Below are 13573 nucleotides of genomic sequence, written 5' to 3'. Positions count from 1 at the left end.
CGGAGTCGGTGAGCGAGGCATCGACGGCACCGAGTGGCAGCGCAGCGCAGGGAGCAGAAGCGGCAGTGGCAGTTCAGCAGTCAGTGGGTCCGGACCCGTACTTCCCGGCCAACGGCGATGCCCGTTACCGGGTGCACCGCTACGAACTCACGCTGGACTACCGCCCTGGCCCCAACCGCCTGGCGGGGGCGGCCCGGATCAACGCCATAGCGGGCCGTTCGCCGCTGCCCGAACTCCAGCTCAACCTGGCCGACTTCAAGATCGGCCGGGTCCGGGTCGACGGCCGGCAGGCGCACTACACGCACCGCGGCGGCCGGCTGCGGGTGCGCCCGGCCAAGCCGGTGCGGCCGGGCGCGGCCTTCACGGTCGAGGTGCACTGGGCGGGCAACCCCAAGCCGGTGAACAGCCCCTGGGGCGGCCTCGGCTGGGAGGAGCTGGAGGACGGGGCGCTGGTGGCGAGCCAGCCGATCGGCGCGCCGTCCTGGTACCCGTGCAACGACCGGCCCGCCGACAAGGCCTCCTACCAGATCTCGATCACGACACCGTCCGCGTACGCGGTGGTGGCGGGCGGCCGGCTGCTGACCCGGACGACGAGGGCGTCGACGACCACCTGGGTCTACGAGCAGGCGGCGCCGACCTCCAGCTATCTGGTGGGCTTGGCGATCGGCAAGTACGAGACGGTGCTGCTGGGCGACCCGGGTCCGGGCGGGGTGCCGCAGCACGGGCACATCCCGGCACATCTGCTGCCGCAGTTCTCCCGGGACTTCGCGCGGCAGCCGCAGATGATGGAGCTGTTCCAGGAGCTGTTCGGGCCCTACCCGTTCGACGAGTACGCGGTGGTGGTGACGGACGAGGAGCTCGATGTCCCCGTCGAGGCCCAGGGGTTGTCGCTGTTCGGCGCCAACCACGTGGACGGGGCCCGGGGTTCGGAGCGGCTGGTCGCGCACGAGCTGGCCCACCAGTGGTTCGGCAACAGCGTGTCCATCGCGGACTGGCGGCACATCTGGCTCAACGAGGGCTTCGCCAAGTACGCCGAGTGGCTGTGGTCGGAGCGCTCCGGCGGGCCCGGCGCACAGCAACTGGCCGCCGCCGCGCACCGCTTGGTGGCCTCGATGCCGAAGGACCTGCGGCTGGCCGACCCGGGCCGCAAGTCGATGTTCGACGACCGGCTCTACGAGCGCGGCGGCCTGACCCTGCACGCGCTGCGCTGTGCGCTGGGCGACGACGCGTTCTTCCGCATGCTGCGCGGCTGGGTCGCGCTGCACCGGGGCGGCTCGGTGACGACGGCGACGTTCGCGGCCCACGCGGCACGCTACGCGAGCGAACCGCTGGACGACCTGTTCGCCGCGTGGGTGCACGGCACGCGGCTGCCCCCGCTGCCGCGCCTGGAGAGCCGGATCCCGGCCCGCCCGACCCACCCGCCGACCAACGCGGAACCGGCGTAGCCGGCACAGCGGGGAGAATGACGGGCATGTCCCGACGTACCTCGAACTCCCGGCGGGGGCGCGCCTCCGCCCCCGCTCCCAGCCCCTCGTGCCCGTGCGGTCTGCCGGACCCGTACGACTCCTGCTGCGGCCGCTTCCACCGGGGCGAGGCCGCGGCGCCGACCGCCGAGACCCTGATGCGGTCGCGTTACGCCGCCTTCGTGAAGCTCGACGAGGAGTACCTGCGGCGCACTTGGCACCCGCGCACCCGTCCCGCCCGGCTCGATCTCGACCCCGCCCTGCGCTGGACCGGCCTGGAGATCCTGGGGACGGCGGACGGAACGGCCTTCCACAGCACCGGGACCGTGACGTTCCGGGCGTCGTTCAAGGGCGGGTCGCTGCACGAGCGCAGCCGGTTCGAGCGGGTCGAGGGGGCGTGGGTGTACGTGGACGGGGAGTTCCTGGACTGATCCCCCGCCCCAAGCCGTCGGCTCCCGACTAGGGCGCCAGGATGTCCAGTTCGTGCAGCGCGCCCACGGTGATCTCGCGGGTCAGCGACTCCGCGCGGGCCGCGTCGCCCTCGCGGACGGCCTCGGCGACCTGGACGTGGAGGGTGACGGCGGCCGGGTCGGGGTCCTCGAACATGACCTCGTGGTGGGTGCGGCCCGCGAGGACCTCGGCGACGACGTCTCCGAGGCGGGCGAACATCTCGTTGCCGGACGCGGCGAGGATCACCCGGTGGAAGGCCACGTCGTGGACGAGGTAGTCCTCCAGCTTGTGGCCGCGCGAGTTGGCGACCATGCCGATCGCGCACTCGGTGAGTTCCGCGCACTGCTCCGCGGTGGCGAACTTCGCGGCCAGGCCCGCCGCGACCGGCTCGATCGCCGAGCGCAGGACGGTCAGTGAGCGCAGCTGGTGGGGGCGGTCGGCGCCGGCCAGCCGCCAGCGGATGACCTGCGGGTCGTAGACGTTCCACTCGGCCTTGGGGCGCACCGTGACGCCCACCCGCCGGCGCGACGCGACCAGGTGCATGGATTCCAGCACCCGGACCGCCTCCCGCATCACGGACCTCGACACGTCGAAACGCTGGGCCAGCTCGTCCGTGCGCAGAACGCTGCCCGGCGGGTACTCGCCGGCGGTGATGGCGGGACCCAGGGTGTCCAGTACTCGGCCGTGCAGGCCCCGGCCCGTGGTGCTCATGCACTCAGCGTACGGGCCGCGTCACGGAACCAAAAAGTCAGACTTATTTGTCACAGACTCTTGAATTCGTCGTACCTAATCGGTTTCATCGTGGTCGACGCCCGTTGTCGTCCAGGTGTCGAAGAAGACCGAGCAGACAGCGAAGAGGACAGCGAGGTAGCGATGAGGGCCCCCCACGTCGTCGTGGTCATGGGTGTCGCGGGCACCGGCAAGACCACCATCGGCCCCCTGCTCGCGGCACGTCTCGGCGTCCCGTACGCCGAGGGCGACGACTTCCACCCGCCGGCCAACATCGCCAAGATGTCGGCCGGTCACCCGCTCGACGACGACGACCGGTGGCCGTGGCTCGACGCCATCGGCACCTGGGCGCACGGGCGGGCCGGACTCGGCGGAGTGGTCAGCAGCTCGGCGCTGAAGCGGTCCTACCGCGACCGGCTGCGCGCCGCCGCCCCCGATGTCGTCTTCGTCCATCTGACCGGCGACCGCGCCCTCATCGAGGACCGGATGTCCCACCGGCAGGGCCACTTCATGCCGACCGCGCTGCTCGACTCCCAGTTCGCCACGCTCCAGCCGCTCCAGGCGGACGAGGCGGGCGTCGACGTGGACGTCACCGGCAGCCCCGAGGAGATCACCGAACGGGCCGTACAGGCCCTGTCGACCCTCCCTGAACCGACCACCCCGTAACCCCGAGGGAAACCACCGTGACCAGACTCAACGTCGAGTTGCTGGCAGCGGACGCCCCCGAGCCGATCACCTCGGCCGGACACGCTCAGCTCGGCATCGCCGTCCTGGTGGGCATCGCCGTCATCGTCGTGCTCATCACCCTGTTCAAACTGCACGCCTTCCTGTCCCTGACCATCGGCTCGCTGGTGCTCGGCGCCGTCGCGGGCGCCCCGCTCGACAAGGTCATCACCAGCTTCACCACCGGGCTCGGCTCCACGGTCGCGAGCGTGGGCGTGCTGATCGCCCTGGGCGCGATCCTCGGCAAGCTGCTGGCCGACTCCGGCGGCGCGGACCAGATCGTCGACACGATCCTCGCGAAGGCGAGCGGGCGGGCGATGCCGTGGGCGATGGTGCTGATCGCCTCGGTGATCGGGCTGCCGCTCTTCTTCGAGGTCGGCATCGTGCTGCTGATCCCGGTCGTCCTGATCGTCGCCAAGCGCGGCAACTACTCCCTGATGCGCATCGGCATCCCGGCGCTGGCCGGCCTGTCCGTGATGCACGGCCTGATCCCGCCGCACCCCGGCCCGCTGGTCGCGATCGACGCGGTCCACGCCAACCTGGGCGTGACCCTGGCGCTGGGCATCCTGGTCGCCATCCCGACGGTGATCATCGCCGGTCCGCTGTTCTCGAAGGTCGCCGCCCGCTGGGTGGACGTCCCCGTCCCCGACCGGATGCTGCCGCCGCGCGCCTCCGAGGAGCTGAAGGGGCGCCCGAGCTTCGGCGCCACCCTGGCCACCGTCCTGTTGCCGGTCGTGCTGATGCTGTCCAAGGCGCTGGTCGACATCGTCGTGGACGACCCCGACAACCGCACCCAGCGCGTCTTCGACGTCATCGGCTCCCCGCTGATCGCCCTGCTCGCCGCCGTGATCGTCGCCATCTTCACGCTGGGCCGGCCCGCCGGGTTCACCAAGGAGCGGATCACCGAGACCGTCGACAAGGGCCTCATGCCCATCGCGGGCATCCTGCTGATCGTCGCCGCGGGCGGTGGCTTCAAGCAGACGCTGATCGACTCGGGCGTCGGCCAGATGATCCTGGACATCTCCAAGGACTGGTCGATCCCGGCGCTGCTGCTCGCCTGGCTGATCGCGGTGGGCATCCGTCTGGCGACCGGTTCGGCGACGGTGGCGACGGTCTCGGCGGCCGGCCTGGTCGCCCCGCTCGCGGCCGACATGTCGACCGCCCACACCGCCCTGCTGGTCCTGGCCATCGGCGCCGGCTCGCTCTTCTTCAGCCATGTCAACGACGCCGGGTTCTGGCTGGTGAAGGAGTACTTCGGGCTGAGTGTCGGCCAGACGCTCAAGACCTGGTCCGTCATGGAGACGATCATCTCGGTGGTCGCCGGCGGCCTGGTCCTGCTGCTCTCTCTGATCATCTAGCGGTACGGAAACAGGAGTACGGCAATGAGTCACCCCCTGTTCGACATCAGCGGCCGCACGGCCCTGGTCACCGGCTCCAGCCGGGGTATCGGCCTCGCCCTCGCCCGGGGTCTGGCGGAGGCGGGCTGCACGGTGGTCCTCAACGGGCGGGACGCCGACCGGCTCACCAAGGCGGCAGCCGACCTGCCCGGTGACGTCCGCACCGCCGTCTTCGACGTGACCGACGGCCCGTCGGTGGCCGCCGGTATCGCGGACATCGAGGAGCGGGTCGGCCCGCTGGACATCCTGGTGAACAACGCGGGCATGCAACTGCGGGCCCCGCTCCTGGAGTTCACCGACTCCGACTGGCACCGCATCATCGACACCAACCTCACCAGCGCGTTCCTGGTCGGCCGCGAGGCGGCCCGCCGGATGACGGAGCGCGGCCACGGGAAGATCGTCAACATCTGCTCGCTCCAGAGCGAGGTGGTCCGCCCCGGCATCGCGCCCTACGCGGCCACCAAGGGCGCCCTGAAGATGCTCACCAAGGGCATGTGCGCCGACTGGGGCCCCAGCGGCGTGCAGGTCAACGGCCTGGGCCCCGGCTACATCGAGACCGAACTCACCCAACCCCTGGTCCAGGACGAGGAGTTCAGCGCCTGGGTGCGCCGTCGCACCCCGGCCGGCCGCTGGGGCACCACCGAGGACCTGGTCGGCGGGGTGCTCTTCCTCGCCTCGCCCGCCGCGGACTTCGTCAGCGGCCAGATCCTGTACGTCGACGGCGGCATGACGAGCGTGCTGTGAAGGGACCGCGAGAGATGCTCGGTTGTGTGATCCACGGTCAGGGCGATCTGCGCGTCGAGGAGCTGCCGGTCCCCGAGCCCGGCCCCGGGCAGGCGCTGGTCGCGGTCCGCTACGGCGGGGTCTGCGGCTCCGACCTGCACTACTGGCGGCACGGCGGGGTCGGCGACTTCCGCCTGAAGGAGCCGATGCTGCTGGGCCACGAGGTGGTGGGCACGGTCCTCGCGTACGGCTCCCCCGAGGCCTCAAGTCCCGCTGTCGGTACGCCTGTCGCCGTGCACCCGGCGACCCCGTGCGGGGTGTGCCCGGAGTGCGTGGCCGGACGCCGGAACGTCTGCCGGGACACCCGCTACCTCGGCAGCGCGGCCCGCCACCCGCACGTACAGGGCGGCTTCGCGGCCCAAGTGGTGGTCCCCGCCGAGCAGTTGAGGCCGCTCCCGGCGGACCTGGAGCTGCGCCGGGCCGCCCTCGCCGAACCGCTGTCCGTCGCCCTGCACGCCGTGCGCCGGGCCGGTGACGTCGAGGGCAGGCACGTCCTCGTCACCGGTGCGGGGCCCATCGGCTGTCTGGTCGTCGCGGCGGCCAAGGCGGCCGGTGCCGCCCGGGTGACGGCCACCGACATCCTCCCGGCCGCCCTGGAGTACGCGCGGCACGCCGGCGCCGACACCCTCGTACGGGCCGACGATCCGGACGACACGGGGTGGCCGGACGAGGTGGACGTGGCCGTGGAGGCGTCCGGGGTGGCCGCGGGTCTGGAGACCTGTCTGCGGCTGGTGCGGCGCGGCGGGGTCGTCGTGCAGCTCGGGATGCTGCCGCCGGGGCCGAGTCCGTTCGCGGGGAACCTGGTCGTGAGCCGGGAGATCGAGCTGCGCGGGGCGTTCCGGTTCGACGGCGAGTTCGACGAGGCGCTGCGCCTGCTGGCCGCCGAGCCGGCGTTCGACGCGCTGGTCAGCGCGGTGGTACCGGTCCGGGAGGCGGAGTCGGCCTTCGAGCTGGCCGCCGACCGCGCCCGGTCCTGCAAGGTCCTGCTGGACTTCGGGGCTTGATTCAGGGCTTGATTCGGGGCCCGATTCGGCTTCCCCCGGGGGCGCACTCGGCCTCATCATGAGGGGACCCCCGGGGTGACTCCCGGGGGGTAACCGTGTCGGGGGGCATGATGGCGGTTTCCCTCGGGGTCCGTATCTCGGGGCTGCTCCTGGTCGGAGCCGTGGCGGTGGCCGTGGCTGCCGTGACCAGTGACGGAAGTGGTTCCGCGGACAGAGGGGGCGGCGACAGCACGACCGTCTCCGCCGGTCCTTCGGCCGGCCCGGGCGACCGTGCCCCGGCGCCGAGCGGCTCCGCCACCCCCGTACGGCCCTCGCCCGCCGGCGCGGCGAGCGCGACGGCGATTCCGGGCCCCACCATCCACCACAGCCGGACGCCCACGCCGACACCCCCCGCCGCCGCGCCCTCGCCCACGCGCAAGGTGGTCCTTCAGGCCCCCGCGTGGCTCCCGCCGGGTCCCCGTTCGCCCGACGAGGACGGCATCGCCGACCCGTCCGGCGGCTACGACCGGCTCACCGCGCCCGACCAGTGCCGGGCCGGCCTGGACCCGGGCTCCCGGGCGACGGACCCGCAGTGGCGGCTGCTGCGCGGCCTCGCCGCCGCCTGTCTGGCCGTGCAGGGCGAGCGGGGCGGCAGCTGGGACACGGCCGCCCAGGACTACGCGGCCCTGGCGGACAAGGCCGACACCTGCAAGGGCCGGGCCGCCTACGCCGTACTCGGCGGGCTCCTCGACTTCCACCGGCGCCACCCGGCCGCCACCGTGCGGCTGAAGGCGCCGACGGGTGCCGCGCCCGCCTGCGCGTACGAGGTCTCCGGGACGGAGACCGGCGGTGACGGCGAGGCGCTGCCGGGCGAGATGGTCGGGATCGAGCTGCGCGGGACGTACTTCGAGCACGTCGAACTGCTGCGGTACGGCAGCCTGTTCATCGGCGGTGTGCAGGTGCCCGGGCCCCTGGTGATGGTGTCGCAGACGGGCGACCGGATGGTGCTGGCGGTCGAGGTGCCGGGCTTCGAGGGCTATCCGCGGAAGGTGGACGTGGTGGTCCGGTACGGCGGCACCGAGGCGCGGCTGCCGGACGCCTTCACCGTGGTCGCCCCCGGCGGGCTCCCGTCCGGCAGCCCGGATCCGGCGTCAAGGTCGCCACAAGGGGTGTTCCCGGTCCGCCCACTCCCGGCTCACCGAGCCCGTCCGTAGGCCCCGGCGCGCCTCCGGGTCGCCCAGGGCCATGCCGATGTGGCCGCCCAGGACGATGCCGATGGTGAGGGCGAGCCAGTCGTGGACGAAGGTCGCGCTGGTGCGCCACTGGATCGGCGTGAGATGGGTGAACCACATCAGCAGACCGGTGCCGAGCATCACCAGGGTCGCCCCGGCGATCCAGGCCGCGTAGACCTTCTGCCCGGCGTTGAACTTGGCGGCCGGCCGCACCGAGCGCCGCTTGTCCCGGTGCAGGGCCGCGCGCAGCCAGGTCCGGTCGTGCGGGCCGAAGCGGTTGAGGTGGCCGAGGTCGGCGCGGAAGGCGCGGGAGACCAGGCCCACCAGGAGGGGCACGGGCAGCGCGACCCCGGCCAACTCGTGCACGCGCACCACCAGTTCGCGGCGGCCGACGAGTTCGGCGAACTCGGGGATGTAGAGGAAGGCCGCCGTCACCACGCACACGCCCATCAGGGCGGCCGTCGTGCGGTGCACCCAGCGCTGCGCCGCGCCGAACCGGCGGACGTCGGCGGACGGCGGCGCGGCCGTGTCAGGTCGTAGGGTCATCGTCCCGTCCGTTCGAACGGCCGACCCAGGCGTCGACGTCGTATCCGCGCTCTTCCCAGTAGCCGGGCCGCACGTCCTCGGTGACGGTGATGCCGGACAGCCACTTGGCGGACTTGTAGAAGTACATCGGCGCCACGTAGAGGCGGACCGGGCCGCCGTGGTTGTGGCCGATGTCCTTGTCCTGCATGCGCAGCGCGACCAGGATGTCGGAGCGGCGGGCCTGGTCGAGGGTGAGGCTCTCGGTGTAGGCGCCGTCGAAGCAGCTGAAGCGCACCGCCCCGGCCTTGGCGCGCACGCCCGCGGCGTCCAGCAGCCGGGACAGCCGCACCCCCTCGAACGGCGTGTCCGGCACCCGCCAGCCGGTGACGCACTGGACGTCCTTGACCAGCCGGGTCTGCGGCAGCGCGCGCAGGTCGTCGAGCGTGTACGTCTTCGGGGTGTCGACGAGCCCGTCGACGGTCAGGCGGTAGTTCGTGGCGTTCTTGTGCGGCACGGACGAGGTGACCGAGTAGTAGCGGAAGCCGCCGCCGTTGGGGAGCAGTCCGGTCAGGCCGGTCGGGTCCTTCTCGGCCGCGCTGCCGAGGAATCCCTCCAGACCGCGCTGGAGGGTGGGCGCGGTGATCACGCCGAGGGCGCCGAGACCGATGGTGCCGAGCAGGACCCGGCGCCCGATCGGGGTACCGCGCTCCTCGGGAGGCACCGACGCCGTGGGCTCCTCGGGTTGTTCGGGGTTCACCCACCCATTCGAACACCCGCGACCCCTGCGGGGCGAGGAATCGCGGGTGCTCGTCAGAGTTCCGTAATGAGTTCTTACCGGTCTCTCAGAACCGGGACCGGCCGCCCGAAGGCCTACGGGGTCTCGCTCGCCGCCTTGTCCAGCTGGAACGCCTCGTTGCCCAGGCCGATGCGGGCGTGCTGCTCGGGGGCGCGGGAGCGCAGGACCAGGCCCTGGACCAGGCCGACGACCAGGGCCAGGCCGATGATGCCGGGCAGCACCCAGCTCAGGGACGAGTCGGGGCCCGCGCCGACCAGGACGTCGAAGTCCTTGACCGTGTAGCCGGCGATCACCAGCAGGGCAATGGCGGCGAGCGCGGAGGTGACCAGGCGCCAGGCCTGGGCGGCCACGGCCCCGCGGCGGGCGAAGAAGACGATGACCGACACGGAGGCGGCGGCCATCAACACGATCACGCCGAGGGCGCCGATGTTGCCGAACCAGGTGAACAGGTGCAGGACCGGCTCGGTCGGGTCGCCGGTGGGCTTGTCGTCGGCGATCGCGAAGACGATCACGATGACGGCGGCGACGACCGTCTGGAGCAGGGAGCCCGTGCCGGGCGCGCCGCTGGTGCCGGTGGTGCGGCCGAAGGTGCGCGGCAGCAGGCCCTCGCGGCCCATGGCGAAGGTGTAGCGGGCGACGACGTTGTGGAAGCTGAGCAGGGCGGCGAACATGCCGGTCACGAACAGGATGTGCAGCGCGTCGGTGAAGGTGCCGCCGAGCCGGGCGTCGGTCAGCGTGAAGAGCATCCCGGCGCTCTCCTTCTGGGCCACCCCCACGACCTGGGACGGTCCCGCGGCGACGGTCAGCGCCCAGCTGCTGACGGCGAAGAAGACGGCGACGCCGCCGACCGCGAAGAACATCACGCGCGGCACCAGGATGTGCGGCCGGCTGGTCTCCTCCGCGTACACCGGGGCCTGCTCGAAGCCGAGGAAGGCCGCGATGCAGAAGCAGAGCGCGGTGCCGACTCCGGCGCCGCTGAGCGTGTCCGGGTTGAAGGCGTGCAGCGACAGGCCCTCCTTGGCCGGGTCGCCGATCGCCGCGATGTCGAAGATCACCACGAGGGCCACCTCGACGACCAGCAGGACGCCCAGCACGCGCGCGTTGACGTCGATCTTCAGCCAGCCCAGCGCGCCGACGACGGCCACGGCCACCAGCGCCGGTATCCACCAGGCGACGGTCAGGTCGGCGTAGGTGTCGAAGAGCCCGGAGACCTCGAAGCCGAAGATGCCGTAGATGCCGACCTGGAGGGCGTTGTAGGCGACCAGGGCCACCAGGGCGGCGCCGGCTCCGGCGGTGCCGCCCAGGCCGCGGGAGATGTACGCGTAGAAGGCGCCGGCGTTGTGGACGTGCCGGCTCATCTCGGCGTAGCCGACGCTGAAGAGGATCAGCACCACGCCGAGGAGGACGAAGAGGAGCGGTTGTCCGACGATGCCCATCACCGCGAATGTGGTGGGCATGACACCAGCGACCACCATGAGGGGGGCGGTCGCGGCGAGCACGGAGAGCAGCAGGCCCCCCGTGCCGAGGCGGTCGGCGCGCAGGGCGCGCTCCTGCCCCTTGAACGTACTGATGCCGTCGGCGGCGGATCTGCTCGCGCTGGAACTGCCCGTGGTCATCGAGATTGCGTCCTTAGGTCGAAGTCGGGGGATGTCACACCGAGCCGAGCGCCCGGTCGCGCGCGGCTCGGAAGGCGGAGAGGGGATCGCGGTCGGGGTAGGACCACGGGGCCGTGGTGGGGTGCTCGCCGATGCGGTGGAACAGGGCGGTGGCCTCGGCGCCGCGGCCCTCGCAGACCTTGGCGTGGGCGAGGAAGTTGAGGTCGACCAGGCGGCGCGGGTGGCCCTCCTGCTCCCACTCCAGCCACCAGTCGAAGGCGGCCTTCATCACCTGCCGGGCCCGGCGCCCGCTCCAGTGGCCCGAGGCAACCGGATCGGCCGGTTCGTGACCGGCGAGGGCGAGTACGCGGTAGCGCTCGGCGTGCGCGATCACCGGCAGGATCGCCAGCGGTGAGTCGGCGGGGGCCTGCTCGGCGGCCCAGTTGGCGAAGTCGTAGACCTCGTGCAGCGGGTCGGGTCCCGCGGTGGCGCGGCGCTCGGCGAGGCGGGCGACCATCAGGTGGTGGCCGTGGTGGTGGTCGGCGTGCCGGCTGCGGACCTCGTCGAAGAGCTGCTCGGTCTCCTCGTCGGTGCCGCCCGCGCAGGCCAGCATGAGCAGGCCGAGCCAGGGCGTGGGGTCGGCGGGGGCGAGGGCGACGGCGTCCCGGCAGGCCTTCTGGGCCTTGGCGATCTTCTCCTTGCCCAGCAGGGCGCGCTGCACCAGGGAGAGCGCGAGCAGGACGGCGGCGTCGGCGGAGTCCGGCTCGGCCAGCAGCCAGTCCCGGGACCAGGCGGCGCTGTAGGACTCCAGGGCGAGGACGGTGACGCGGTGGCCGCGGCGGTCCCAGTCGTCGCCCGTCTGGACCAGCAGGGAGCGCGCGGCCTGCCAGCGGCCCTGGGCCAACGAGGCACGCGTGGCGACGAGTTCGGCGTCGTCGAGGGCCGCGTCCAGTGCCTGGGCCGCACGCTTGCGGCCCCGACCGAGGGGTGGCGGGGGTGGAGACACCGCGGGACTTCCTCACGCGACGCGCTCGTCGTCAAGGTTTCGGATTGCCGTCAACTGATCACGCACAGCAAACCGGGACCCAACGCTTTCCGTCAAGTGCCGAGTTTTTGTAACCTCCGTCAACTACCGCCACAGATCGGGCACTTGCGGTTCACCGTTCCACCACATACCCACGTCACAGCCGTCTCGACAGTGACACGTGTGGCGTACGCCATGGCGTACCGCGCGTCCGCACCGCACCATGGCCGAAACGGTCATGTCACCCCCCTTCACCCCCGACCGGGCACCGTGACCGAGGCAACGCCCCGTTTCCGGGTACTCGCAGGGGCACTCCGCTCGCGGGGACGCTACAGTCGGCCACTACGCAGCCCGTGGCCCGTGGCCCGACCGAATCCATCGAGGTACGCAGCGTGTCGCTTCTGGTTCTGATTCTCGCCGTGAGTGCGGCCTGTTGCCTCGGCTTCGGGTTCGTGCTCCAGCAGAACGCGGCCCAGCAGGCACCACTGAGCGACTTCCTGTCGCCGCGGCTGCTCCTCGACCTGATGAAGGTGCCCCGCTGGCTGGGCGGCATCGGCCTGATGGTGGCCGGCATGGTCCTGGGCGCGATCGCGCTGGGCCAGGGCGAGGTCTCCCTGGTGGAGCCCCTGCTCGCCACGAACCTCCTGTTCGCGCTCACCCTCTCCCGCAGGCAGACCAGACAGCCGCTGGGCCGGCAGGGCTGGGCGGGGCTCGCCCTGCTCGCGGGCGGCGTCACCGCCTTCATCGTGGCGGGCGAGCCGCGCGGCGGCTCCGCGGTCACCGACCCGATGCGGCACTGGCTGATCATCGGCGCGATGCTGGGCCTGGCCCTGCTGCTCACCACCTACGCCAAGCGCTCCCGCCTCAGCTCGGGCCCGGTCCTGCTGGCCCTGGCCGCGGGCCTGCTCTACGGCCTTCAGGACGCCCTCACCCGGGTGAGCGGCCAGCACTTCTCCGAGGACGGCATCGCCGAGACGCTGACCACCTGGCAGCCGTACGCCGTGCTCGCGCTCGGCGTCACGGGCCTGGTCCTGGTCCAGAGCGCCTTCGAGACGGCCCCCCTGCGCATGTCGCTGCCCGCCCTGACCGCGGCCCAGCCGCTGGCCGGCATCATCTGCGGGGTCGGCTTCCTGGGCGACCGGCTGCGCACCGACACCGGGGCGCTGGCCTGGGAGGCGGCCGGACTCGCGGCGATCGTCGTGGGCATCGTCCTGCTCGGCCTGCACCCGGCGATGCCGAGCGGCGCGGGCAAGCCGGAGCGGGTACGGGACCTCCAGCCGAACTGACCGCGGCCCGCGCACCGGCGCCTGCTTGGATGGCCGTATGAACCCTGCTGACGAGATCCTCGACATCGTCGACGAGCACGACCGGGTCATCGGACAGTCGCCCCGCGGCGAGGCCTACGCCGAGGGCCTGCGCCACCGCTGCGTCTTCATCCAGGCACGGGACGCCGAGGGCCGGCTCTTCGTCCACCGCCGCACCCCCGTCAAGCTGGTCTTCCCCTCCCTCTACGACATGTTCGTGGGCGGGGTGGTCGGCGCGGGCGAGTCCTACGACACCGCCGCCCTGCGCGAGGCGGAGGAGGAACTGGGCGTCTCCGGCCTGCCCGCCCCCGAGTTCCTCTTCAAGTTCCTCTACGACAACGGCGCCGGCCAGAGCTGGTGGTCCGCGGTCTACGAGGTCCGCTGCGAGCTGCCGGTCAGCCCACAGGTGGAGGAGGTGGCCTGGCACGACTTCCTGCCGGACGAGGAGGTCGAGCGCCGGCTGACGGAGTGGGAGTGGGTGCCGGACGGGCTGGCGGCGTACGAGCGCCTGAAGGCGTTCCGGGCCGCCCGATGACCGTGGACGTCCCGCCGGTGGGCCGACCGATAAA

The 13573-nt window shown here is 72.3% G+C and carries 14 protein-coding genes; 9 read left to right on the top strand and 5 right to left on the bottom strand.

Annotation, left to right across the window (positions count from 1 at the left end):
* Positions 1-65 precede the first annotated feature (65 nt).
* Together ACIP6U_RS39725 and ACIP6U_RS39720 are read left to right on the top strand one after the other, a co-directional pair.
* Complete coding sequence (locus ACIP6U_RS39725; protein ID WP_401727601.1) at positions 66-1445, top strand: M1 family metallopeptidase; 1380 nt, start codon at positions 66-68, stop codon at positions 1443-1445.
* 26 nt (positions 1446-1471) lie between these two features.
* On the top strand, positions 1472-1894 hold the full coding sequence (locus ACIP6U_RS39720) for a YchJ family protein (protein ID WP_401727600.1): 423 nt from the start codon (positions 1472-1474) through the stop codon (positions 1892-1894).
* Positions 1895-1922: 28 nt separating this feature from the next.
* On the opposite strand, the gene ACIP6U_RS39715 is transcribed toward ACIP6U_RS39720, so the two are convergent.
* Entirely contained in the window at positions 1923-2624 is a 702-nt protein-coding gene (locus ACIP6U_RS39715; RefSeq protein ID WP_401727599.1) for a FadR/GntR family transcriptional regulator, read from the bottom strand.
* A 162-nt stretch (positions 2625-2786) separates the two neighbouring features.
* On the opposite strand from ACIP6U_RS39715, the gene ACIP6U_RS39710 reads away from it, so the two are divergent.
* The 5 genes from ACIP6U_RS39710 (at position 2787) to ACIP6U_RS39690 (ending at position 7742) form a co-directional block, all read left to right on the top strand.
* Positions 2787-3308, top strand: coding sequence for a gluconokinase (locus tag ACIP6U_RS39710; protein WP_401727598.1), 522 nt, complete (start codon positions 2787-2789; stop codon positions 3306-3308).
* 17 nt (positions 3309-3325) lie between these two features.
* Entirely contained in the window at positions 3326-4723 is a 1398-nt protein-coding gene (locus ACIP6U_RS39705; protein ID WP_401727597.1) for a GntP family permease, read from the top strand.
* 24 nt (positions 4724-4747) lie between these two features.
* Positions 4748-5506, top strand: a complete 759-nt coding sequence (locus ACIP6U_RS39700; RefSeq protein ID WP_401727596.1) for an SDR family oxidoreductase — start codon at positions 4748-4750, stop codon at positions 5504-5506.
* Positions 5507-5520: 14 nt separating this feature from the next.
* Entirely contained in the window at positions 5521-6549 is a 1029-nt protein-coding gene (locus tag ACIP6U_RS39695) for an L-idonate 5-dehydrogenase (RefSeq protein ID WP_401727671.1), read from the top strand.
* A gap of 107 nt (positions 6550-6656) precedes the next feature.
* The gene (locus ACIP6U_RS39690) at positions 6657-7742 is read left to right on the top strand and encodes a hypothetical protein (protein WP_401727595.1); all 1086 of its coding nucleotides are present in this window, start codon (positions 6657-6659) and stop codon (positions 7740-7742) included.
* On the opposite strand, the gene ACIP6U_RS39685 is transcribed toward ACIP6U_RS39690, so the two are convergent.
* The 4 genes from ACIP6U_RS39685 to ACIP6U_RS39670 all read right to left on the bottom strand — a co-directional run bounded on the left by ACIP6U_RS39685 (position 7680) and on the right by ACIP6U_RS39670 (position 11682).
* Positions 7680-8306 carry a cytochrome b/b6 domain-containing protein gene (locus tag ACIP6U_RS39685; protein ID WP_401727593.1) on the bottom strand — a complete coding sequence of 209 codons (627 nt, stop codon included), beginning with the start codon at positions 8304-8306 and terminating at the stop codon, positions 7680-7682. The genes ACIP6U_RS39690 and ACIP6U_RS39685 overlap by 63 nt on opposite strands.
* On the bottom strand, positions 8290-9042 hold the full coding sequence (locus ACIP6U_RS39680) for a molybdopterin-dependent oxidoreductase (protein WP_401727592.1): 753 nt from the start codon (positions 9040-9042) through the stop codon (positions 8290-8292). Before ACIP6U_RS39680 ends, ACIP6U_RS39685 begins: the two co-directional genes overlap by 17 nt.
* 113 nt (positions 9043-9155) lie before the next feature.
* The gene (locus ACIP6U_RS39675; protein ID WP_401727590.1) at positions 9156-10697 is read right to left on the bottom strand and encodes an APC family permease; all 1542 of its coding nucleotides are present in this window, start codon (positions 10695-10697) and stop codon (positions 9156-9158) included.
* A gap of 34 nt (positions 10698-10731) precedes the next feature.
* Positions 10732-11682 (bottom strand): hypothetical protein, encoded by a 951-nt coding sequence (locus tag ACIP6U_RS39670; RefSeq protein WP_401727589.1) that lies wholly within the window; start codon positions 11680-11682, stop codon positions 10732-10734.
* A gap of 410 nt (positions 11683-12092) precedes the next feature.
* On the opposite strand from ACIP6U_RS39670, the gene ACIP6U_RS39665 reads away from it, so the two are divergent.
* Both ACIP6U_RS39665 and ACIP6U_RS39660 read left to right on the top strand, forming a co-directional pair.
* A complete protein-coding gene (locus ACIP6U_RS39665) occupies positions 12093-12986 on the top strand; it encodes a DMT family transporter (RefSeq protein WP_401727588.1) in 894 nt (297 codons plus the stop codon).
* A gap of 37 nt (positions 12987-13023) precedes the next feature.
* Positions 13024-13539: an NUDIX hydrolase gene (locus ACIP6U_RS39660; RefSeq protein ID WP_401727587.1), complete on the top strand. Its 516-nt coding sequence runs from the start codon at positions 13024-13026 to the stop codon at positions 13537-13539.
* Positions 13540-13573 lie beyond the last annotated feature (34 nt).

Source organism: Streptomyces sp. NPDC088794, from assembly GCF_044750545.1.
GTDB lineage: Bacteria > Actinomycetota > Actinomycetes > Streptomycetales > Streptomycetaceae > Streptomyces.
This window is presented reverse-complemented; position numbering and strand designations above follow the sequence as displayed.